The organism is Lysobacter claricitrinus (assembly GCF_045866565.1).
GTDB lineage: Bacteria > Pseudomonadota > Gammaproteobacteria > Xanthomonadales > Xanthomonadaceae > Cognatilysobacter > Cognatilysobacter claricitrinus.
The window spans coordinates 279,563-302,038 of sequence record NZ_BAAFZV010000003.1 but is presented as its reverse complement, the minus strand read 5'-3'; the positions used below and the strand labels follow the sequence as shown (position 1 = coordinate 302,038).

The 22,476-nt window shown below is 67.0% G+C and carries 22 protein-coding genes; 5 read left to right on the top strand and 17 right to left on the bottom strand.

The annotated features are described in order from the left end of the window. Positions 1–37 precede the first annotated feature (37 nt). The 3 genes from ACKTTN_RS13300 to imuA form a co-directional block, all read right to left on the bottom strand. Complete coding sequence (locus tag ACKTTN_RS13300) at positions 38–3,262, bottom strand: error-prone DNA polymerase (RefSeq protein ID WP_407910378.1); 3,225 nt, start codon at positions 3,260–3,262, stop codon at positions 38–40. Further along, positions 3,190–4,608 (bottom strand): Y-family DNA polymerase, encoded by a 1,419-nt coding sequence (locus tag ACKTTN_RS13295; RefSeq protein WP_407910377.1) that lies wholly within the window; start codon positions 4,606–4,608, stop codon positions 3,190–3,192. The genes ACKTTN_RS13300 and ACKTTN_RS13295 overlap by 73 nt, the downstream gene beginning before the upstream one ends. Positions 4,609–4,774: 166 nt before the next feature. Next, a complete protein-coding gene (gene imuA, locus ACKTTN_RS13290) occupies positions 4,775–5,452 on the bottom strand; it encodes a translesion DNA synthesis-associated protein ImuA (RefSeq protein WP_407910376.1) in 678 nt (225 codons plus the stop codon). A gap of 210 nt (positions 5,453–5,662) precedes the next feature. On the opposite strand from imuA, the gene ACKTTN_RS13285 reads away from it, so the two are divergent. Both ACKTTN_RS13285 and ACKTTN_RS13280 read left to right on the top strand, forming a co-directional pair. Next, entirely contained in the window at positions 5,663–6,076 is a 414-nt protein-coding gene (locus ACKTTN_RS13285) for a VOC family protein (protein WP_407910375.1), read from the top strand. Between the two features lie 5 nt (positions 6,077–6,081). Beyond that, the gene (locus ACKTTN_RS13280) at positions 6,082–6,585 is read left to right on the top strand and encodes an O-acetyl-ADP-ribose deacetylase (RefSeq protein WP_407910374.1); all 504 of its coding nucleotides are present in this window, start codon (positions 6,082–6,084) and stop codon (positions 6,583–6,585) included. A gap of 77 nt (positions 6,586–6,662) precedes the next feature. Here the strand turns inward: ACKTTN_RS13280 and ACKTTN_RS13275 are convergent, their stop codons facing one another. From ACKTTN_RS13275 to ACKTTN_RS13220, 12 genes are all read right to left on the bottom strand, one after another. After that, entirely contained in the window at positions 6,663–7,088 is a 426-nt protein-coding gene (locus tag ACKTTN_RS13275; protein WP_407910373.1) for a F0F1 ATP synthase subunit epsilon, read from the bottom strand. A gap of 66 nt (positions 7,089–7,154) precedes the next feature. Further along, on the bottom strand, positions 7,155–8,576 hold the full coding sequence (atpD, locus tag ACKTTN_RS13270) for a F0F1 ATP synthase subunit beta (protein ID WP_407910372.1): 1,422 nt from the start codon (positions 8,574–8,576) through the stop codon (positions 7,155–7,157). A 60-nt stretch (positions 8,577–8,636) separates the two neighbouring features. Further along, a complete protein-coding gene (atpG, locus tag ACKTTN_RS13265) occupies positions 8,637–9,500 on the bottom strand; it encodes a F0F1 ATP synthase subunit gamma (RefSeq protein WP_407910371.1) in 864 nt (287 codons plus the stop codon). A gap of 68 nt (positions 9,501–9,568) precedes the next feature. Beyond that, positions 9,569–11,116, bottom strand: coding sequence for a F0F1 ATP synthase subunit alpha (gene atpA, locus ACKTTN_RS13260; RefSeq protein WP_407910370.1), 1,548 nt, complete (start codon positions 11,114–11,116; stop codon positions 9,569–9,571). A gap of 52 nt (positions 11,117–11,168) precedes the next feature. Beyond that, on the bottom strand, positions 11,169–11,696 hold the full coding sequence (locus tag ACKTTN_RS13255; RefSeq protein WP_407910369.1) for a F0F1 ATP synthase subunit delta: 528 nt from the start codon (positions 11,694–11,696) through the stop codon (positions 11,169–11,171). A gap of 13 nt (positions 11,697–11,709) precedes the next feature. Next, positions 11,710–12,180: a F0F1 ATP synthase subunit B gene (locus ACKTTN_RS13250; protein ID WP_407910368.1), complete on the bottom strand. Its 471-nt coding sequence runs from the start codon at positions 12,178–12,180 to the stop codon at positions 11,710–11,712. Between the two features lie 86 nt (positions 12,181–12,266). Then, a complete protein-coding gene (atpE, locus tag ACKTTN_RS13245; RefSeq protein WP_115647218.1) occupies positions 12,267–12,548 on the bottom strand; it encodes a F0F1 ATP synthase subunit C in 282 nt (93 codons plus the stop codon). Positions 12,549–12,628: 80 nt separating this feature from the next. After that, positions 12,629–13,459, bottom strand: a complete 831-nt coding sequence (atpB, locus tag ACKTTN_RS13240; RefSeq protein ID WP_407910367.1) for a F0F1 ATP synthase subunit A — start codon at positions 13,457–13,459, stop codon at positions 12,629–12,631. Between the two features lie 9 nt (positions 13,460–13,468). Beyond that, a complete protein-coding gene (locus ACKTTN_RS13235) occupies positions 13,469–13,837 on the bottom strand; it encodes a hypothetical protein (protein ID WP_407910366.1) in 369 nt (122 codons plus the stop codon). A gap of 443 nt (positions 13,838–14,280) precedes the next feature. After that, positions 14,281–16,083, bottom strand: coding sequence for a dihydrolipoyl dehydrogenase (gene lpdA, locus ACKTTN_RS13230; RefSeq protein WP_407910365.1), 1,803 nt, complete (start codon positions 16,081–16,083; stop codon positions 14,281–14,283). Then, positions 16,083–17,210, bottom strand: coding sequence for a mechanosensitive ion channel family protein (locus tag ACKTTN_RS13225; protein ID WP_407910364.1), 1,128 nt, complete (start codon positions 17,208–17,210; stop codon positions 16,083–16,085). Before ACKTTN_RS13225 ends, lpdA begins: the two co-directional genes overlap by 1 nt. 2 nt (positions 17,211–17,212) lie before the next feature. Continuing rightward, the gene (locus tag ACKTTN_RS13220) at positions 17,213–18,751 is read right to left on the bottom strand and encodes a dihydrolipoyllysine-residue acetyltransferase (protein ID WP_407910508.1); all 1,539 of its coding nucleotides are present in this window, start codon (positions 18,749–18,751) and stop codon (positions 17,213–17,215) included. A gap of 122 nt (positions 18,752–18,873) precedes the next feature. On the opposite strand from ACKTTN_RS13220, the gene ACKTTN_RS13215 reads away from it, so the two are divergent. From ACKTTN_RS13215 to ACKTTN_RS13205, 3 genes are all read left to right on the top strand, one after another. Further along, the gene (locus ACKTTN_RS13215; protein WP_407910363.1) at positions 18,874–19,506 is read left to right on the top strand and encodes an OmpW/AlkL family protein; all 633 of its coding nucleotides are present in this window, start codon (positions 18,874–18,876) and stop codon (positions 19,504–19,506) included. 117 nt (positions 19,507–19,623) lie between these two features. Further along, the gene (locus tag ACKTTN_RS13210) at positions 19,624–19,827 is read left to right on the top strand and encodes a hypothetical protein (RefSeq protein ID WP_407910362.1); all 204 of its coding nucleotides are present in this window, start codon (positions 19,624–19,626) and stop codon (positions 19,825–19,827) included. A 3-nt stretch (positions 19,828–19,830) separates the two neighbouring features. Then, positions 19,831–20,661: a DNA-formamidopyrimidine glycosylase family protein gene (locus tag ACKTTN_RS13205; RefSeq protein ID WP_407910361.1), complete on the top strand. Its 831-nt coding sequence runs from the start codon at positions 19,831–19,833 to the stop codon at positions 20,659–20,661. On the opposite strand, the gene ACKTTN_RS13200 is transcribed toward ACKTTN_RS13205, so the two are convergent. Both ACKTTN_RS13200 and ACKTTN_RS13195 read right to left on the bottom strand, forming a co-directional pair. Further along, positions 20,648–21,472 (bottom strand): hypothetical protein, encoded by an 825-nt coding sequence (locus ACKTTN_RS13200; protein WP_407910360.1) that lies wholly within the window; start codon positions 21,470–21,472, stop codon positions 20,648–20,650. The two genes, ACKTTN_RS13205 and ACKTTN_RS13200, sit on opposite strands and share 14 nt — an antisense overlap. An 84-nt stretch (positions 21,473–21,556) precedes the next feature. Continuing rightward, positions 21,557–22,444, bottom strand: a complete 888-nt coding sequence (locus tag ACKTTN_RS13195) for a DMT family transporter (RefSeq protein WP_407910359.1) — start codon at positions 22,442–22,444, stop codon at positions 21,557–21,559. Positions 22,445–22,476: the final 32 nt, after the last annotated feature.

The window sequence follows — 22,476 nt, the reverse complement described above, 5'->3', positions numbered from 1 at the left end:
ACGTGCTGTAGCGTGATTCGACACAGGAGCGAATTGCTCAGTGGAAGTCGCGCGAGCTGGTCGACAGCGGCCCAAGTAGCGCGTCGAGGTTTTCCAGTCGCCCGGCGATGAGATGTTGCACGCCATCGCCCGACTCCATGTGCCCACGTACCAGAAGCAAGCGCGAGCCCAGCAGTGCACGTCGATCGCGATCGGCGATGCGCTTCCAGACCACTATGTTGGTCAGCCCGTCCTCGTCCTCCAGCGTGAGGAACGTGACTCCACTCGCAGTAGCCGGGCGCTGGCGCAGGGTGACGATGCCGGCGAATGACACGTTTGTCGCGTTCGGCAACGCTTTCAGATCGCGAGACCGCAGCAGGCCGCGCTTGGTCAGCGTGCTGCGCAACAGTGCCAAGGGATGCCGGCCGAGCGTGAGGCCCAGCGTCGCGTAGTCGGTGCGGATGTCATCCTCTACGCGCGGCATCGGCAGCGCGACCTGCGCTTCGTGGGCGCCGAGGGTTTCGTCGAGCAGCGGCGTTCTCGATTCCACCCCCGTCATCAGCCAGCGCGCCTTGTGGCGATGACCGAGAAGTCCGCGCAGTGCGCCGGCGTCGGCCAGCACGTTGCGCTCGCGCGCATTGAGCGATGCACGTTTGCAGAGATCGGCGGCATCGGTGAATGCGCGCTCGTTGCGGGCGTCGACAATGCGATGCGCACAGGCTTCGTTGAAGCCGTCGACCAGTCGTAGACCGAGGCGCAACGCCGGTTGCTGCGTGGGATCGTCCGGTGCGCCACGGAATTCGAGGGTGCAATCCCAGTTACTGAAGCGGATGTCGACCGGGCGAACGTCGATGCCGTGACGGCGCAGGTCCTGCACGATCTGGCTGGGCGAGTAGAAACCCATCGGCTGCGAATTGATCAGGCCCGCGGCGAATGCAGCGGGCTCGTGGCATTTGAGCCAGGCGCTCTGCCAGCAGAGCAACGCGAAGCTCGCCGCGTGTGATTCGGGAAAACCGTAACTGCCGAAGCCCTTGATCTGGTTGAAGATGGCCTCGGCGAATTCGCCCGAATACCCATTGGCCCGCAGGCCTTCGGTCAACTTGAGGCGGTGTTCTTCGATCCGCCCGTTGCGCTTCCAGGCCGCCATTGCACGCCGCAGATCGTCCGCCTCGTTCGGCGTGTAGCGCGCCGCGGTCATGGCGATCTGCATCACCTGCTCCTGGAATAGCGGCACACCCAACGTGCGCTCGAGGATCGGGCGCAGCTCGTCCTTGACGTAGGTGACGGGCTCACGACCCATCTTGCGTCGCAGGTAGGGCTGCACCATGTCGCCCTGGATGGGGCCGGGCCGGACGATCGCGATCTGGATCACCAGGTCGTAGAAGGTCGACGGCCGCAGGCGTGGCGCCATCGCCATCTGCGCGCGCGACTCGATCTGGAACACGCCCACGCTGTCGGCGGCCTGGATCATCTCGAACACCTTGGCGCCTTCGGGCGCGCGGTGGTCGCAGCGCGCGATGTGCGCCATGTTGATGTCGCGACGACCGCTATCGCGCAACAGGTCGAACGTCTTGCGGATGCATGTAAGCATGCCGAGCGCGAGGCAATCGACCTTGAGCATGCCGAGATACTCGATGTCGTCCTTGTCCCACTGCACGACGGTGCGGTCGTCCATCGCGGCGTTCTCGACGGGAACGATGGTCGCGAGATCGTGCTCGGAGATCAGGAAGCCGCCCGGGTGCTGCGACAAATGTCGCGGCATGCCGACCAGTTGGCTGGTGAGTTCGACCAGCTTGCGCATAAGCAGCGTATCGGGGTCGAAACCGTTCTCGCGCAGGTAGTTCGGCAGCGGTGCTTCCGAGCTCCAGCGATCCAGCGTTTTCGCGAGTTCGCCGACCTGATCTTCGGGCAGGCCGAGCGCGCGCCCGACGTCGCGCACTGCGCTTCTGCCCCGGTACGAGATCACTACGGTCGCGAGCGCGGCCCGGCGACGCCCGTAACGGTTGAAGACGTACTGCAACACCTCCTCGCGTCGCTCGTGCTCGAAGTCGACGTCGATGTCAGGGGGTTCATTCTTGCGGTTCTCCGAAATGAACCGCTCGAACAGCATGTTTGATTGGCCTGGACGCAATTCGGTAATTCCGAGCGCGTAGCAGACCGCGGAATTCGCGGCCGATCCGCGCCCCTGGCAGAGGATCCCGTTGACGCGCGCGAACCGCACCACGTCGTGAACGGTTAGGAAGAACTTTTCGAACTCGAGCTTCTCGATCAGCTCGAGTTCCTTCTCGATCAGCTTCTCGGTCAGGCGGCGATGCCCTTCCGCCGGCGGCACCTCTTTCCAGCGCCGCCGCAGGCCGATCGCCACCAACTGCCGCAGCCAGGTGGCGGGCGTATGCCACGACGGCACCAGCTCGCGCGGATATTCGTAGACGAGGTCGCGCTTGAAATGGAACGTGCAACGTGCGGCGATCGCCAGTGTTTCGTCGATCATCGCCTGTGGATACACCGCCGCCAGCATCGTGCGGCTGCGCAGGTGCCGCTCGCCGTTGGGAAACAACGCATAACCCGCCTCTTTCAACGGCATGCGCAGGCGGATTGCGGTCATCACATCCTGAAGTTCGCGCCGGTTTCGCACATGCATGTGCACGTCGCCGCTGGCGACGCAGCGCAGCCCCAGCTCACGCGCCGCGTCGCGCACGGCCTGCAGGCGCGCTGCGTCGTCGGGGCCGCAATGCAGTTCCACTGCCATCCAGCAGCGCGATGGAAAACGCTGCGCCAGCCAACGTCCCTGCGTGAGGTGCGGTACGTCATCGGGCAGCCAAAGTGCGAGCAACCCGTCGAGTGGTCGATCGAAGTCGCTCGCAAGCAGACGGTACGCGCCCTTGTCCGCGCGTCGACGCGCCTCGGTAATCAGGCCGCACAGCGCTGTGTAGCCCGCCTTGGACTCGACCAGCAACACGCAGCGTGGGCCGTCTTCGATGCGCATCTCGCTGCCGACGATCAACGGAATCTCGAATTTCTCCGACGCCATCAGCGCGCGTACGATTCCGGCCAGCGTGCATTCGTCTGTGATCGCAAGCGCTTCGTAACCCTGTTCCTTTGCACGCGCGAACAGTTCATTCGCGGTCGACGCGCCGCGCTGGAAGCTGAAGTCCGACAGGCAGTGCAGTTCCGCGTAACGGGGCGGCGCATCGTCGTTGGCGGCGTCCATCAGCCGAACCATCCGTGCAGCACGAACGGCGGCACCGGATCGCCCAACCGGCGCAGGGGCCGATACACCCATGCGCGCTGTCCGCCCACGGTTTCGACGACGTAGTAATCGCGACGCACGTCGTCGCCGTCCCACCAACCTGATTCCACGCGCTCCGGGCCTGCGATGCGCTGTGCAATGGATTCGCGCAATGGACGCGGCGTCGCCAGCAGCCAGCCGGGGCGCATGAGCGCGGGCGGGTTCCGGGGAATCGATGCGGACGCGGCATCGGCCACGCGCTCAGGGCGGTGATCCGCGTTCCAGCCCACCGACTGCACGGCGTCGTCGCCCAACCGTGCGCGCAGGCGTTCGCGCAGACGCACCCAAGGCATCGACTGCTGCGCACGCGTATCGAACAGGTCGCGCGCGGCCGGTACGAAGCGCGGCAGTTCGCGTGCTTCCAGTCGCACGGCGCGAACGGGCGCAGGCAGTGTGGCCTGCTCGACGCGGCCCCGCGCAAGCTCGAACAGCATCGACGCCTCGCGCTCGGGTGCGAGCAGGCCGACGCGCACTTCGCTGGCAGGGCAGTGTTCGTGTTCCAGCCATAGCGAGAAGCGCTCGACACCATCGTCCCGGCTGACGAGGAATGCCGCGAGATCCGTGGTGAGACGACGCAACGGGAACAGCAAGGCAAGGCTGGATTCGATCTCGGCCTCGAATTCGATGCGCGCTTCGAAATGGTTCGGTGGCTGGTACATCGTCAGCGGCCCGGCGCCGCCACGCAGACGGTCGAGATGACGCAGCAGCTCGGGCGTGAACCGCTTGCCGAGCGATGCGCGCGGCAAGGCGAGCACGTGCCCGAGCCGCTTCAGGCCCATGCGTGCGAAGGCCTGCGCGGTCCCGGGCGACAGACCGGCGCGTTCGATCGGCACGTCGCGCAATGCGCGGTCCAGCCCGCGCTCATCGACCGCCAGGCGGTCATGCACGTTCGCCAACACACGCGCGGCATGTGGATTTGGTGCGGCGACGATGCGATGGCGGATGCGCTGCGCACGCAGGCCATCACGCAGGCGGGCCTCGAACGTCGGCCATTCGCCGAACAGCCGATGGCTGCGACGGATCTCCAGCACGATCGCGTGCGGCAGATCGAGACTGACCTGCGAACTGAACCCATAGGCCCATGCGGCGAGTTGTTCGCGCATGCGTTCCACCTGGGCCGCATCCCGCACGACGAACCGGCAGGGCACGCCCAGCGCCTGCGCGGCGGCGAGCTTCATTCCCGGCCGCAGGCCCGCGCGGCGCGCGGACGGACTGACCGCATACAGCACGCGCGCGTTCGGCGCGCCGTCGAGCAATGCGGTCGGTGCGTCGGAGTCCTCGGCGTCACGAAGGACGGCGTCGAGCGCCAGTTGCGGCAGGAATAGGCAGGCCCAGTCCATCGCCGCTCACCGAACGCGATGTGCGGATGCGGGCCGCACGCCGACCGATGTGCGGCAAAGGGATGCACGCGATTTCGCCGTACGCTCGACGATGCATCGCGCATCACGTCGCGCGCTCCGCGGGCGGCAGCATCGACACGATGGATGGACGGGCAGCATCACCGACCTACTGCAGCGCGCGCGGAAACGGGACGGGTTGCGTGGGCGGATTCGCGCCCCGGCACTTGAGCACGCGGATCTGCCGCGGCGCGGCCTCCATCACCAGCCGTAATGGCGCAGGCGACGGATTGCGCGCCGCCTGCAGGGGACGGATCGCGACGCCACGGCAGCGACCGCTTTCGGCCGCCACCTGCAGGCGACGCAACGGTCGGTCGTCGGCCATCATCGGGGGCCAGCACAGCACCGCCGCGCACGCGCCCGAGCGCATGCACTGTTCGGCTGCCCACAGGGCGTCGCGCGTCGCAGCCTGCACAAGGTGCAGGCGATCCAGACGCACGCCCGCCGCATGCCAGGCCGGCGCGTACGGCATATAAGGCGGGGCAATCAGTGCGACGGGCGCTTCCTGCGACGCCTGCGCCAGCATCGGCCACAACAGGTCCAGCTCCCCCACTCCGTCGCCAGCCACCAGCACTTCGTTGAGGCCGGCGGCGATCCAGCCTTGGCCAGGCAACACGGCATCAAGGTGCGCGAAGCCGGTCGGGATGCCGTCGCGTGCCGGCGCGGAGGGCGCGCGGCCCCGCCAGATCGGGCGTTCCTTCAGCAGGCGGTCGAGTGCATGCACGTCCGCAGGGCCCAGCTCCGGCAAGGCGCTCGATGACAGGGAAAGGGGGTGAGAGACGGCCATTCTGTTAGCAATATTACTAACTGAGCGGCCGTAATCGTGCCGCCGTCGGTCGTCTCAGGGCACGCCGCGCGCCAACGGCCGCCGTCACATACGGTGCGTGGCCGCGATCGCAGCGCCCGAGACCGTTCGCGCGACACGGCGATCCATGCGCAGCCTCGACCCGCCCCTGCGCATGGCGCGATGCTCGCTGTCCCGAAGACGGACAGCGCCATGCGACCCTTCGACCTGCAACGCATCGACCATGTCGTCCTGCGCGTCGCCGACACGGCCCGAAGCGTGCGGTTCTATCGCGATGTGCTCGGCTGCATCGTCGCGCGAGAGCGGGCCGACCTTGGCCTCGTCCACCTGCGTGCCGGCGCGTCGATGATCGATCTCGTCGACATCGACGGCCGCCTTGGTGCACGTGGTGGGCAAGCGGCCGGCGAATCGCGTCGCAACGTCGACCACATCGCATTGCGCATTGAACCGTTCGACGATGTGGCGATCCGCGCGCATCTCGCGTCGCACGGCATCGACGTCCCCGAACCGACCTCCGACAATTTCGGCGCGGAAGGCGACGGGCCCTCGCTGTACCTGCGCGACCCCGACGGCAACACCATCGAACTCAAAGGCCCGGCGCGTTGACCACCATGCGACTCGACGCCATCCAGGCGAACATCACGACGTTGCACGTCGACGCCATCGTCAATGCTGCGAACACCAGTCTGCTCGGCGGTGGCGGCGTCGACGGCGCGATCCATCGCGCGGCGGGGCCCGGGCTGGTGGAGGAATGCCGGCGCATCGGCCGTTGCCCGGTCGGCGACGCGCGCATCACCGGCGCCCATCGCCTGCCTGCACGCCATGTCGTGCACACCGTCGGGCCGGTCTGGCGCGGCGGTGGCGTCGGTGAGCCCGAAGCACTCGCGTCCTGCTACCGCCGAAGCCTCGAACTTGCCGACGCGGCCGGCTGCACGTCCATCGCGTTCCCCGGCATAAGCACCGGCATCTACGGCTATCCGATCGAACCTGCCGCGGCCATCGCCGTGCATACCGTGCAGGCGTTCGAACCCGTGCACCTCCAGCACGTCGTGTTCTGCTGCTTCTCCGCAGGCGACCTGGCGGTCTACGAGCGACTGCTCAAACCAGTCGACTGACGCGCGATCCCGCAGCGCATCGCCCAAACAAAAACGCCGGCCCAAGGCCGGCGTTTTTGCATGCGTCGCGCGGAATCTCAGTGCTTGAGGTTCTTGCGCAGGCGCTCCAGCGCCGACAGCTGCGCGATCGACATCGCGAGCTGGTTCTGCGCTTCCTCGAGCGACATCTTCGGGTCCTTCTGCGCGAGGATGCGCTCGGCCTCGTCCTTCGCCGCGCGCACCGCCGCTTCGTCGATGTCCTCGGCGCGCACCGCGGTATCGGCCAGCACGGTCACGACGCTCGGCTGCACCTCGAGGATGCCGCCGGAGATCGCGAAGTCGAGCTTCTCGCCGCCCGGCAGGGTCACGACGACCTTACCCGGCTTCAGGCGCGTGATCAGCGGCGCGTGCTTCGGCGCGATGCCGAGCTCACCCAGCTCGCCGGTAGCCACGACCATCTCGGCGTCGCCGTGAAAGATCTCCTGCTCGGCGCTGACGATGTCGCAACGGATGGTGGATGCCATGTCTTTCTCGCTTGATTCGGAGGGCGACGGCGCCGACTCAGATCGGCGCCGTGGAGATCAGTCGGCTCAGCCGGCGATCTTCTTGGCCTTCTCGACCGCTTCCTCGATGCCGCCGACCATGTAGAACGCCTGCTCCGGCAAGTGGTCGTACTCGCCTTCGACGATGCCCTTGAAGCCGCGGATCGTGTCCTTCAGCGAGACGTACTTGCCCGGCGAACCGGTGAACACTTCGGCCACGTGGAACGGCTGCGAGAAGAAACGCTCGATCTTGCGGGCGCGCGACACGGCCTGCTTGTCTTCTTCCGACAGCTCGTCCATGCCGAGGATCGCGATGATGTCCTTCAGCTCCTTGTACTTCTGGAGCGTCGCCTGGACCTTGCGCGCGACGTCGTAGTGCTCGTTGCCGATCACGTTCGGGTCGAGCTGGCGCGACGTCGAGTCGAGCGGGTCGACCGCCGGGTAAATACCGAGCGAGGCGATGTTTCGCGACAGCACGACGGTGGCGTCGAGGTGGGCGAACGTCGTCGCCGGCGACGGGTCGGTCAGGTCGTCCGCGGGCACGTACACGGCCTGGATCGAGGTGATCGAGCCGGTCTTGGTCGAGGTGATGCGCTCCTGCAGCACGCCCATTTCCTCGGCGAGCGTCGGCTGGTAACCGACGGCCGACGGCATGCGGCCGAGCAGCGCCGACACTTCGGTACCGGCCAGCGTGTAGCGGTAGATGTTGTCGACGAACAACAGCACGTCCTTGCCCTTGCCCGACGCGTCCTTCTCGTCACGGAAGTACTCGGCCATGGTCAGGCCGGTCAGCGCGACGCGCAGACGGTTGCCCGGCGGCTCGTTCATCTGGCCGTAGACCATCGCGACCTTGTCGAGAACGTTCGAGTCCTTCATCTCGTGGTAGAAGTCGTTGCCCTCGCGGGTACGCTCGCCCACGCCGGCGAACACGGACAGACCCGAGTGCGCCTTCGCGATGTTGTTGATGAGTTCCATCATGTTGACGGTCTTGCCGACGCCGGCGCCGCCGAACAGGCCGACCTTGCCGCCCTTCGCGAACGGACACATCAGGTCGATGACCTTGATGCCGGTTTCCAGCAGCTCGTTGCCCGAGGACTGGTCCTCGTACGACGGCGCGGCGCGGTGGATTTCCCAATGGTCCGACGCCTGCACGTCGCCGGCCTCGTCGATCGGGCGACCGAGCACGTCCATGATGCGGCCCAGCGTGCCGGCGCCGACCGGCACCGAGATCGCGCGACCGGTGTTGACCGCGACGAGGTTGCGCTTCAGGCCGTCCGTCGAGCCGAGCGCGATCGTGCGCACGACGCCGTCGCCAAGCTGCTGCTGGACTTCGAGCGTGATCGCCGTGCCTTCGACCTTCAGGGCGTCGTAGACGCGCGGCACCGCATCACGCGGGAACTCGACGTCGACGACCGCGCCGATGATCTGGACGATGGTGCCCGTGGTGCTGGGAGTGACCTGAGCGTTCATGGTTGTTTCCTTGGCAAATCGATTCGTTGGATGCGAGCGCGGGCGACGCGCTCAGCAGGGTCAGACTGCGGCGGCGCCGCCGACGATCTCCGAGATTTCCTGGGTGATCGCGGCCTGGCGGGCCTTGTTGTAGACGAGCTGCAGCGTGCCGATGAGCTTGTTCGCGTTGTCGGACGCGGCCTTCATCGCGACCATGCGCGCCGCGTGTTCGGACGCCACGTTCTCGAGCACGGCCTGGTAGACCAGCGACTCGATGTAGCGGGACAGCACGTGGTCGAGCACCGTGGGCGCGTCGGGTTCGTAGATGTAGTCCCAGTCGTGCTGCGCGACCTTGGTGGTCGCCGCCGGCAGCGGCAGCAGCTGGTCGAAGGTCGCCACCTGCGCCATCGTGTTGACGAAGTGGTTGTAGCAGACGAACACGCGGTCGACGGAGCCGGCCTCGTACGCGTCCAGCACCACCTTCACCACGCCGATCACCTGCTCGAGCTTCGGCAGGTCGCCGATGTGTGTGACCGACGCGATCATGTTGACCTTGAGGCGACGGAAGAACACCGACGCCTTCTGGCCGATCGTCACCACGTCGATCTCGACGCCCTGCTCCTGCCAGCGACGGAACTCGCCGACCAGCTTGCGGAACATGTTGTTGTTGAGGCCGCCGGCGAGGCCGCGATCGCTCGACACGATCACGTACGCGACGCGCTTCACGTCCTTGCGCTCGACCATGTACGGATGACGGTAGTCGCCGCTCGCCTGCGCGAGGTGGCCGATCACCTGCTTCATGACCCGCGCGTACGGACGCGAGGTCTTCATGCGGTCCTGCGCCTTGCGGATCTTCGACGCCGAGACCATCTCAAGCGCGCGCGTCACCTTGCGGGTGTTCTGCACGCTCTTGATCTTCGATTTGATTTCGCGTCCGCCTGCCATTGCTCGCTCGCTTGTGTGCTGCTACCGGGATCAGGGCGCGGCGGACCGCGCCCTCGTGACGGCTGGGATTACCAGCTGCCCGTCTGCTTGAACTCGGCGATCACCTGCTTGAAGGTGTTCTCGATCGCGTCGTCCCACGCGCCCGTCTGCGTGATGCGGTTCGACAGCTCGCCCTGCGTATTGACGAAGTGCGAATGCAGGCCGGCTTCGAACGCACCGATCTTCGACACCGGCACGTCGTCCATGTAGCCCTTGTCGACCGCGTAGATCGACAGCGCCTGCAGCGCGATCGGCAGCGGGGCGTACTGCTTCTGCTTCATCAGCTCGGTGACGCGCTGGCCGCGCTCGAGCTGCTTGCGGGTCGCCTCGTCGAGGTCCGACGCGAACTGCGCGAACGCCGCGAGTTCGCGGTACTGCGCGAGCGCGATACGGATGCCGCCCGAGAGCTTCTTGATGATCTTGGTCTGCGCGGCGCCGCCGACGCGCGACACCGAGATACCGGCGTTCACGGCCGGGCGGATGCCGGCGTTGAACAGGTCGGTCTCGAGGAAGATCTGGCCGTCGGTGATCGAGATGACGTTCGTCGGGACGAACGCGGACACGTCGCCCGCCTGCGTCTCGATGATCGGCAGCGCGGTCAGCGAACCGGTCTGGCCCTTGACCTGGCCATTGGTGAACTTCTCGACGTACTCCTCGGACACGCGCGACGCACGCTCGAGCAGGCGGGAGTGCAGGTAGAACACGTCGCCCGGATACGCTTCGCGGCCCGGCGGGCGGCGCAGCAGCAGCGAGATCTGGCGGTAGGCGACGGCGTGCTTGGACAGGTCGTCGTAGATGATCAGCGCGTCCTGGCCGCGGTCGAGGAAGTACTCGCCCATGGCGCAGCCGGCGTACGGCGCGATGTACTGCATCGCGGCCGATTCCGACGCGGTGGCCGCGACGACGATCGTGTGCGCGAGCGCGCCCTGCTCTTCGAGGCGACGCACGACGTTGGCGACGGTCGAGTTCTTCTGGCCGATCGCGACGTAGATGCACTTAATGCCCGTGCCCTTCTGCGCGATGATCGCGTCGACGGCCATCGCGGTCTTGCCGGTCTGGCGGTCGCCGATGATCAGCTCGCGCTGGCCGCGGCCGATCGGAATCATCGCGTCGACCGACTTGTAGCCGGTCTGCACCGGCTGGTCGACCGACTTGCGCCAGATCACGCCCGGCGCGACGCGCTCGACCGGCGCCGACATCGACGCGCCCAGCGGGCCCTTGCCGTCGATGGGCTCACCGAGTGCATTGAGCACGCGACCGAGCAGCTGGTCGCCGATCGGCACTTCGAGGATGCGGCCCGTCGTCTTGGCGACGGCGCCCTCGCGCAGGTGCTCGTAGTCGCCGAGCACGACGGCGCCGACCGAGTCGCGCTCGAGGTTCAGTGCCAGGGCGAAGGTGTTGCCCGGCAGCTCGATCATTTCGCCCTGCATGACATCGGCCAGGCCGAAGATGCGGACGATGCCGTCGGAGACCGACGTGACCGTGCCTTCATTGCGGGCTTCGGCGGCCAGACCGACCTGCTCGATGCGGGTCTTGATCAGTTCGCTGATTTCGGACGGGTTGAGCGTGTTCTGCATGGGAGTTTCCCTGGTTCCGACGCGGGCGCCGGGAGTAGATGAATTCGTGGGCTTACGCGGCGAGCGCGGACTGCAGGCGCTCGAGCTTGCCCTTCACCGAGCCGTCGATCACGACGTCGCCGGCGTCGATCACCGCGCCGCCGATCAGCGACGCGTCGATCGCGGACTCCAGCTCGACCTCGCGGCCGAAGCGGCGCTTGAGGCCGTCGCGGATCGCGACGAGCTCGGCGTCGCTGAGCTGCGATGCGGAGGTCACGCGCGCCTTGACGACGCGATCGGCTTCGGCGCGCAGCTGCTCGAACAGACCGGCGATCTCGGGCAGCAGCTCGAGGCGGCGGTTGTCGGCGAGCATCGCGACGAAACGCTGCACGGCCGCATCGGCGCCGTCGATCGCGAGCAGGCGCGACGCCTTCTCGGACGTCAGCTGCGGATGCTTCAGCACCGCCTGCGCCTGCGGGTCGGCGGCGACGCGGGCGGCAAACGCCAGCGCCTGCGACCACGCGGTGACACGGCCTTCGTCCCGCGCGGCGTTGAACGCGGCGCGGGCGTAGGGACGGGCAAGGGTCAGGGCCTGGCTCATCAAAGCATCTCCGTCAGAGCTGGCCGGCCAGCTCGTCGAGCAGCGCGCGGTGGGCGTTGGCGTCGATCTCGCGACGCAGCACCTTCTCGGCGCCCGTGACGGCAAGCGATGCGACCTGCGAACGCAGCTCCTCGCGGGCGCGGTTCGCGGCGGCGTCGATCTCGGCCTGCGCGGCGTCCTTCTGGCGATTGGCCGTGGCCACCGCTTCGGAATGCGCCTGCTCGACGATCTGGTTCGCGCGCTGGTGCGCCTGCTCGATGATCTCGTTCGCCTTGGTGCGCGCATCACGCACGACCGAGTCGGCGCTGTGCTGCGCCTGCTCGAGTGCCTTCTGGCTGTTGTCCGCAGCGGCGAGGCCTTCAGCGATCTTGCGCTGACGCTCCTCGATGGCCGCGTTCAACGGCGGCCAGATGAACTTCATGGTGACCCAGATCAGCACCGCGAAGGTGAGCATCTGGCCAAAGAAGGTCATGTTGATATTCATGACAGCTCCGGTGATCGCGGGTCGGGCAGTAACGCCCGGTCAGCCGCCCGCGACTGCGGGCGGCCTTGAAGCAGGACTACGTGCGATCAACCAGCGTTCGCGGCGGCCGTGACGGCGCCGAGCAGCGGGTTGCCGAACGCGAACAGCAGGCCGACGGCGAGCGCGATGATGAACGCCGCGTCGATCAGGCCGGCGAGCAGGAACATACGGCCCTGCAGCATCGGAACGAGCTCCGGCTGGCGCGCGGCCGACTCGAGGAACTTCGAGCCCATCAGCGCGATGCCGAGGCAGGCGCCGATCGCGCCCAGGCCGACCATCATGCCGATCGCGATCGCGGTCATGCCCTGCAGATGAGCGATGAATTCCATGGTGTTTCTCCTGCGGATTTAAGTGAAGTTTGAAGGGTGGAACGAAAGGGTGGAGCGGTACCGCGACAGCGGAATCGGGATCAGTGGCTCTCGTACGCGCCGGCGATGTAGACGACGGTGAGAATCATGAAAATGAAGGCCTGCAGCAGCACGATCAGGATGTGGAACAGCGCCCAGGCGACGTTGAAGGCCACGCCCGGCAGGAAGGTGTAGAGGCTGCCGCCAAGCAGACCGGCGATCAGCATGAAGACCAGCTCGCCGCCGTACATGTTGCCGAACAGTCGCATCGCGAGGCTGACCGGCTTGACCGCGTACTCGATGAGGTTGAGCAGCAGGTTGAACGGCGCGAGCACGAACGTCATGACGCCGTGGCCGTGGAACGGCGCGGTCAGCAGCTCCTTGCCGAAACCGCCGATGCCCTTCGCCTTCATCGAGTGGTAAAGGATGATGAAGAACACCGGCACCGACAGGCCGAACGTGGTGTTGAGGTCGGCGGTCGGCACCCAGCGGAAGAAGGTGTGGTGCGCGACTTCGAGGCCAGCGACGCTCTTGACCGCGAAACCCGGCGCATCGAGCGGCAGCAGGTCCATGCAGTTCATCATCACGACCCACATGAAGATCGTGAGCGCGAGCGGCGTGATCGAGCGGCGGTCGCCGTGGAACGTGTCCTTGACCTGGCCATCGACGAATTCGAGGATCAGTTCGACGAAGGCCTGGCCCTTCGACGGCACGCCGGCGGTCGCGCGGCGCGCGGCCATGCCGAACCACAGGACGAAGATCAGCCCGAGCACCAGCGAGACGACCCACGTATCGATGTGGAAGCCGCCACCGCCCAGCTGGATGGTGTTCTGGGTCAGGTGATGCTGGATGTACTCGTTCAGGCCGCCGCCGGAACCGGTCTGCTCGCTCACTGAAGACACCTATCGATTCAGAAGTTGGGCCGGGACGGCCGCCACTGTCGCCACCAGCACGCCCACCAGAAGGGCGAGCGGAGGCAGGCGCCAGACGGCGAGGCCAAGGCAAATCACGATGGCGACCGTGGCCCACTTGGCCGCCATGCCCAACAGGAGTCGCGCCATCGCGAGACCGGCGGTGCCGATTCCGCCGCCGAGGGCGATCAGCATCGACACCAGAGCCGCCGCGACGACCGCGCCGCCACCCACCGCCGTCGCGAGCGCATCGCGCACACCGAGGGGGAGGAAGGCCAGCGTGGCCAACGCCGTCGCGCCGGCTTGCCAGACGATCGCGCGCGACGCCAGCCGGCGGCCTGCGGACAATGGATCGTGCACGCGGGGATCGTCGGTCTGGAGGACGGCGCGAAAGCGCCCTGTGGAGCCCCAAAAGTATAAAGGGCGTGAGTTTTCCGGGCAACCGGCGGAAGCCACGGCCGCTCGACGGGCGACCGTTGAACGCGACCGCCCCCCATTCGAATCTCGACGCCCCGCCGGCCGCGCCGTCTAGTGCAGACGCTGGTTTCGCCTCGACGCCGGAGGGTCCGCGCAGCGGAGCCGCCGAACTCGTCCGACTAGGTCGTCGACACTGTCGATAACGGCCGCCTGCGACCGCTCATCGCCTTCGCGCACGATCGCGGAACCTTTCCGCCGCGACCCGGTCCGATCCTGTGTCCGCGCCAGCCAGGACGCCTCTCCTCGTCGACGTTGGCACGCGAACGCCCCGGCTCCGGCCGGGGCTTTTTATTTGTGCCGCGCGCGGCGAACTGCGCGCGACCGTTCTACTTCTTCTTGGGAATGTAGAGATCGGTGATCGTGCCTTCGAACACCTCGGCCGCCATGCCCACCGACTCGCTGAGCGTCGGATGCGGGTGGATCGTCACGCCGATGTCGGCGACCTCGCAGCCCATCTCGATCGCGAGCGCGACCTCCGCGATCAGGTCGCCGGCATGCACGCCGACGATGCCGCCGCCGATGACACGATGGCTGGCTTCGTCGAACACCAGCTTGGTGAACCCTTCGGTGCGACCGATGCCGATCGCGCGACCGCTCGCGGCCCACGGGAACTTGCCGACGCCAACCTTCAACCCCTTCGCCTTCGCTTCGGTTTCGGTGACGCCCACCCACGCGATTTCCGGATCGGTATAGGCCACCGACGGAATCACGCGCGCAACCCATTCGCGCTTCTCGCCGGACGCGACCTCCGCGGCGAGCTTTCCTTCGTGCGTCGCCTTGTGCGCGAGCATCGGATTACCGACGACGTCGCCGATCGCAAAGATGTGCGGCACGTTGGTGCGCATCTGGCGATCGACCGGAATGAAGCCGCGATCGCTCACCTGCACGCCGGCAGCTTCCGCACCGATCTTCGCGCCATTCGGCGAGCGACCCACTGCGACGAGCACGCGGTCGTACGCCGTCGGCGCCGGTGCGCCCTCGCCTTCGAACGTCACCTTGATGCCGCCCTTCGTCGCCTCGACGCTCGAGGCCTTGACGTTGAGATGCACGGCGACGCCCTGCTTCTTCAATCGATCGGCGAGCGGCTTGACGAGATCGACGTCGGCGCCCGGCATCAGCTGCGAAGCAAGTTCGACGACGGTGACCTGCGAGCCGAGCGCGCGATACACCGTCGCCATCTCCAGGCCGATGATGCCGCCGCCGACGACGAGCAGCGTCTTCGGAATGTCGGCGAGGTCGAGCGCGTCGGTCGAATCCATGACGCGCTTGTCGTCCCACGGGAAGTTCGGCAGCTTCACCGCCTGCGAACCCGCGGCGATGATGCACTGCTCGAAGCGGATCAGCTGCGTGCCGGCTTCGCCCTGCACTTCGACTTCGTTCGGCGACACGAAACGACCGGTGCCCTGCACCACGCGCACCTTGCGCTGCTTGGCCATGCCGGCCAGCCCCTTGGTGAGCTGGCCGACCACCTTGTCCTTGTAGGTGCGCAGCGCATCGAGCTGGATCTTCGGCGCGCCGAAATCGATGCCGTAATCCTTCGCGTGCTGCGCTTCGTCGACCACCGCGGCGGCATGCAACAACGCCTTCGACGGAATGCAGCCGACATTGAGGCAGACGCCGCCGAGCGACGCATAGCGCTCGACCAAGACGGTATCGAGTCCGAGATCGGCGGCACGGAATGCGGCGGTGTAGCCACCCGGGCCGGCACCGAGCACCAGCATGCGGCACTCGACATCGGGCTTGCGTCCGCTCGATGCGGCGGCCTTCGGTGCCGATGTCGCTTGAGCGGTCGTCGCCGCAGGCGCCGGGGCAGCAACTGGCGCGGCAGCAGGCGCGGGCGTGGCTGCAGGGGCAGGCGATGCCGCCTTTTCCGTCGGCGCTGCAGCGCCTTCGCCATCAAGCACCGCGATCACCGCGCCTTCCGACACCTTGTCGCCGACCTTGACGCGCAACTCGCGCACCACGCCTTCGGACGACGACGGAATTTCCATCGTCGCCTTGTCGGATTCAAGCGTCACCAGGCCCTGGTCCTTCGCCACGCGATCGCCGACGGCGACCAGCAGCTCGATCACGGGCACGTCGTCGTGGCCGCCGATGTCGGGCACTTTCACTTCGATCGGGGTCGCCATCATTCCTCCTCAGGATTCGGTGCGGCGCCCACGGGGGCGGCCGGTGGATCTTCATGGATCTCGCGTTCGACGTCGCGTTGCGCGTCATTCTCGGCGAGGGCCGCGCGCTCAAACGGCGTGGGCCGCGGCGCATCGGGCGCTTCATCGTCGTCCGACGGCACCACGCGTCCGTTGAGCATGGCGATCGCTTCGACACCCTCGTGTCCGAACACGCTGCGCACGTGCAGGTCGCGCTGCGGGAAAGGGATCTCGATGCCGTAGCGCTGCAATGCGGAGTGCAGCGCCCAGTTGTACGCGGCCTTGACCGCCGACGGCCGCCGCGTGGCTTCCGCATTGAGCCAGACGATGAGCTGGAATTCGAGGCGGCTTTCACCGAACTCGACCAGCCACACCTGCGGCCCGCGCGGCCCGTCCTTGGCGAAGGTAAACGGCACGTCGCACGCGGCTTCCAGCGCGGCCTTCTTCACGATTTCCTTGTCGGTGCCGTAGGCGACACCGAACGGAATCCGCATGCGTCGCGACGCCTCCAGCAGCGTCCAGTTCACCACGCGACCGCTCACGAACTCCGCGTTGGGCACGAGGATGTTGAGGTTGTCGTTGGTGCTGATGCGCGTCGCGCGGATCTTGATGTCGCGCACCACGCCGTGCACGCCGGACTCGAGCTCGACGAAGTCGCCGATCTTGATCGAGCGGTCGAACAGAAGGATCAGGCCGGACAGGAAGTTGTTGAAGATCGCCTGCAGGCCGAAGCCGAGGCCGACGCCGATCGCGCCGGCGAACACCGTGAACTTCGACACCGGGATGCCGGCGACTTCCAGCGCGACCAGCACGCCGAGAAACAGCAACGCGTAGCGCAGGACGCGGCTGATCGTGTAGATCGATGCGGCGTTGACGCCCTCGCGCTCGCCATAGCGCATGAGCGCGCGACCGACGAAGCGCGAGGCTGCAAAGAACGCGATCAGCAACAGGATCGACGACGCGAGGTCGCCGACCGTGAGATCGAGCCCTGCGACGCGCACGAGTTCGTAGTCGAGGAACGGCTGCAGGCCTTGCCAGCCGTCCTGCGCGGCGTCGCGCACGCGCGCGCCCGCTTCGTGCAATTCGCGCGCGGTCTGCGCGTGCGGCATCGTCAGAGCAGCACGCGCCGCATGTCCGCCATCAACTGCGCGAGGTATGCGGTGAAGCGCGCGGCGGACGCGCCGTCGATCACGCGGTGGTCGTAGGACAGCGACAACGGCAGGATCAGGCGTGGCTCGAACTGCGTGCCGTCCCACACCGGCTTCATCGCCGACTTCGACACACCGAGGATCGCGACTTCCGGCGCGTTGACGATCGGCGTGAAGCTGGTACCGCCGATGCCACCGAGCGAGCTGATGGAGAAGCAGCCACCGGTCATCTCCGCCGGCGACAGCTTGCCGTCGCGCGCCTTCTTGGCCAGCGCCGACGTTTCCTGGGCGAGCTCGACCACGCCCTTTTTGTCGACGTCGCGGATCACCGGCACCACGAGGCCGTTCGGCGTGTCCGCCGCGAAGCCAATGTGGAAGTACTTCTTCAGCACCAGCTTTTCGCCGCTGGCATCGAGCGACGCGTTGAAGTCCGGATACTTTCTCAGCGCCGCGACCACCGCCTTCATCAGGAACGCGAGCATCGTCACCTTGACGCCGCTCTTCTCGTTTTCCTTGTTGAGCGCGACGCGCAGTTCTTCGAGGCCGGTGATGTCGGCATCGTCGTGCTGCGTGACGTGCGGGATCATCGCCCAGTTGCGCGCGAGGTTCGCGCCCGACAGCTTCTGGATACGCGTGAGATCGCGCGTTTCGATCTCGCCGAACTTGGCGAAATCCACCTTCGGCCACGGCAGCAGGTTGAGGCCGCCACCGAGCGACGCGCCGCCCGCGGACGGCGCCGACGCAGCACCCGTCATCACCTGCTTGACGTGGTTCTGCACGTCCTCCTTGCTGATGCGGCCACCCTTCGCGCTACCGGCGACGCGCGACAGGTCGACGCCGAGCTCGCGCGCGAACAGGCGAACCGCCGGGCTCGCATACGGCACCGCATCGGGCATCAGCTCGCCGGCGTCGAACGTGACCGGCGGCGTGCGCGGCTCGGCCGCCGGCATCGGCGCCGTTGCGACGACGCCACCGTGCGCGGCGATGTCGCGCTGGGTGAGCTTGTCGGGCTCGGCCGAAACCGCGACCGGTTCGACGCGATTCGGCGTTTCGGCGGGGCGCGGCTGCGCGGGCGACGTCGCGACCTGCGCGGTGTCGGCCTTCGGCTGCGCGCCATCGGTCGATGGACCCGGGGCGGCGGCAGCGCCTGCATCGGCCGGCTCGATCATGGCCACGAGCGCGCCCTCGGCCAGCTTGTCGCCGATCTTGACCTTGATCTCGCGCACGACGCCGGCGAACGGCGCCGGCACTTCCATCGTCGCCTTGTCGGACTCGAGCGTGACGAGGCCCTGGTCGGCTTTCACCGTGTCGCCCACGGACACGAGCACCTCGATGACGGGGACGTCGTCGTAGTTGCCGATGTCGGGGACGCGCGCTTCCTTCAGCTCAGCCATGCAGGGCTCCGCAGTCAATGTTGCCAAACCGCCATTCTCGCCTCTGGCGACGATTGCGCCAAATGCGCGATGTGGACGTCGCGTGCACGTGCGAATAGCGGACGCGATGTCGCGTACGTGTCGAAGCGACCGTCCGCAGGGCAAGCGGGGTTCAGTCGCACGAGGTTAGGTTGAGTTCCCGGTCGGTGGCGCCGTCCGGTTCCTGCAAACGATTACAAGGAGGCCACTCCATGAAGCACCTTACTCTCGCCCTTCTGGGCACTCTCGCCGTCGCCCCCTGCGCCTTCGCACAGGACAACGGCACCGCGTCCGCCAGCGGCAAGCACGTCGCGATCGTCGCCGGCGCCGCGTTGAACAATCCGACCGGCGATGCCGACATCGGCGGTGCGCGCACAAATCTCGACGGTGAGGCCGTCGGCACCCTCGGCGCGAGCTGGTTCATCAACGACAACGTCGCGATCGAAGGCTGGGGCGCAAGCAAGGCGGGCTATCGCATGACGACGTCGGCCGGCAAGGCCGGCAGCGTGGATGCGCAGCCGTATGCCTTGAGCGGCCAGTACCACTTCGGCTCGCCCGACAAGACGGTGCGTCCGTTCGTGGGCCTCGGCTATTACCAGATGAACTACGACAACGAATCCGCGCAGGCGGGCACGGCGCTCGCCGGTCATCGTGTCGGCGTCGACACCGCGCAGGGCGCGATGGCGACGGCGGGCGCGGACGTCAACCTGGGCGAGCACTGGTTCGCCCGCGGTGACGTGCGGTACCTGCACGGCAATTCCGACCTCTCCGTCGATGGCGTGAAGGCCGGCGAGGTGAAGGCGAATCCGGTCGTCGTCGGCGTGGGCATCGGCACGCGCTGGTAACACTCGACAGCGGGAACGGAGCGGGCCCTTCGGGGCCCGTTCTGTTTTGGGCGCGAGGATTCACGCGTCGTCGGTAGCGGCGTCGCTAGCCTGCAGGTCGACCGCCGGAGCGCCGCGATGACGACGAAACTCGACGGGCCGTTGCGTCGCGAACTCGACGTCGATGGCCAGGCCTACACACTGACGATCGATCCCGATGGCCTGCGCCTGGTCGAGAAGGGGCGCCGCCAGGGCATCGAACTGACATGGACGGCGCTGCTCAGCGGCGACGCCGCGCTCGCCGCCGCATTGCAGGGCAGCCTGCAGAACCTGAGGGGCTGAGCGATGCCGGAAGGCCCGTCCATCCGCATCCTGCGCGAGCACATCGAGTCGCTGGTCGGGCTCAAGGTGCTCGAAGCCACCGGCAACACCAAGCTTCCGCTGGAACGTTTGCCCGGCTCGCGGCTGCGCGCGGTGCGTACGTGGGGCAAGCACCTGCTGCTGGATTTCGGCGACTTCGCGATCCGCATCCACCTGCTGATGTTCGGGAGCTACGCGCTCGACGAACGCAAGGAAGACAAGTCGCCGCGCCTGACGCTGCGCTTCACCCGCAAGCGCGAACTCAATTTCTATTCGTGCTCGGTGCGCTACATCGAAGAGCCGCTCGACGAGGCCTACGACTTCTCCGCCGACGTCATGGCGGACGAATGGGATCCGAAAGCCGCGCGTCGCAAGCTCAAGGACATGCCGGACACGATCTGCGCCGACGCGCTACTCGAGCAGGATGTGTTCGCCGGCGTCGGCAACATCATCAAGAACGAAGTGCTGCATCGCATCCGCGTGCATCCCGTCACGCGCGTGGGCGACCTGCCGTCGCGCAAGCTCGGCGAAATGATCCGCGAGGCGCGCGACTACAGCTTCGACTTCTACGAGTGGAAGAAGGAGTTCACCCTGCGCCAGCACTGGCAGGTCCACGCGAAGAAGACCTGCCCGCGCGACGGCACGCCGCTGAGCTTCGAGCGCCATCTCGGCGTCAAGAAACGCCGCGCGTTCTGGTGCGATACCTGCCAGAAGCTCTACGGCGACACGGTCTACGTGCCACCATCGAAGAAGCCGGCTTCGAAGCGGGCGACGAAATCCGCCCCGAAGCCGGCTAAACGCGTCAGTCGCCGATGATGCGCAGGCCGAAGATCATCTGCGCGAACTCGACGCCGCGCACGGCGCCACTGACGTTCAGGCGGATCGTCGTCGGCTTCTTGAAGAACTCGTTGACCTGCGCATCGGTCAGGCCGAACGTGTCGGTGAGCGTGCGGCGGTTGACGGAGCCCGCGATGCAGACGGCGGAATCGCGATAGCGCTCGGTGATCGACGTCGCCGGCGGCAGCGGCACCTGGAAGATTTCCGACGACGTCATGCTGGTGGTGAGATGGCCACCGAACGGCACGCCCGTGGTTGGATCGATCAGCGCCGGGTCGTTCAGCACCGGGTTTTCCACGGTGAGCGTCGGGTTGTAGCGCAGCTGCGACACCGCGTTGGTCGCGCCCGTATTGCTGTAGGTGACATTGATCACCGGCGAGAACCAGTAGCACATCAACGACTTGGTGGCCTTGCCGGGCAGCGCGATGTGCGCGATGTCGGTGAACGAGAAGTTGGTGTTGACGGTCGGGCTGCTGATCACCTGGCACGGATCGGTGCTGGCCGGATCGCAGGCGCTGTCGAGGGTGACGACGCCCTGCGTCAGGCCCAGCCAGGTGAGGTTGCGGCCGAACGAGTCGACGTCACCGACGTCGTCGACGGTGACCGCGGCGGCGGCCATGGTCGGCGTGGCGACGCTCTTGTGGCCGCGCGTCATGCGCAGCGCCTGCTTGCTCGGCAGCAGGTCCAGCCCGCGGCGTTCGTTGGATGGCCGGCGCGTCGCGGCGTCGGCCTGCGGCGCGGCAAGCACGCCGGCGAGTACCAGTGCCAGCAGCGAAACCGTTGTCGTCATGCGAACCATGGACATCCCCTCCGTGAGTTGTGGTGCGCGGAGGATGAACCTGTGACGGCGCGCACATGCGGCCGCTTGTCGGCTTCACGGGGTCGTAACGATTTCCGCTTCGGTGGCATGCACGCGTTCGCGCCGCAACAGATACAACCCGCTGCCGACGATGATCGCGGCGCCCAGCCACGTCATCGCATCGGGCAGCACGCCCCACAAGGTGACGTCGAGGATCACGCCCCACACCAGCGCCGTGTATTCGAGCGGCGCGATCAACGAGGCTTCGCCCAGCCGGAATGCTTCGGTCACCGCGTACTGGCCGATGCTGCCGGCCACGCCGACGCCGATGATCACCGCGATATCCGCGCCGCGCACCGGATGCCAGTCCGGCAACGCGAATGCGCCCGCGCCGAGCGCCATCAACACGAGCAGCCACACCATCATCGCCTGCGTGCTGTCGGTGCGCGACAGGATGCGCACGCTGATCGCGCTCACCGCATACATCGTCGCCGCGAGCAGAACGGCGAGCGCGGACATGCTGACCAGGCCGTCGCCGGTCGGGCGCAGCAGCACCAGCGTGCCGAGCAGGCCGATCGCGATCGCGGTCCAGCGTCGCGGGCCGACCCTCTCGCGCAGTATCGGCACCGACAGCGCGGTGACGATCAGTGGTGCAACGAAGAAGATCGAATACGCGGTCGACAACGGCAACGTCTTCAGCGCATAGACGAACGACGCCATCATCGCCACGCCCATCGCGCCGCGCAGCAGGTGCAGTGGCCAGCGCACGCGCAGCAACGGCGCGATACCGCCGCGATGCAGCGCCCACGCCAGAACGAACGGCAACGACGACGCGCCGCGCAGCGCGGCCACCTGGAACGCCGGGTAATGCGCGCTGAGCTGCTTGAGGCCCGCGTCCATCAGCGAAAAACTGGCGACGGCGGCGAGCATCATCAACACGGCGCGGGACGGACGGGTCGACATCGACGGCTCCGGAATCAGGCCGCCACGATGGA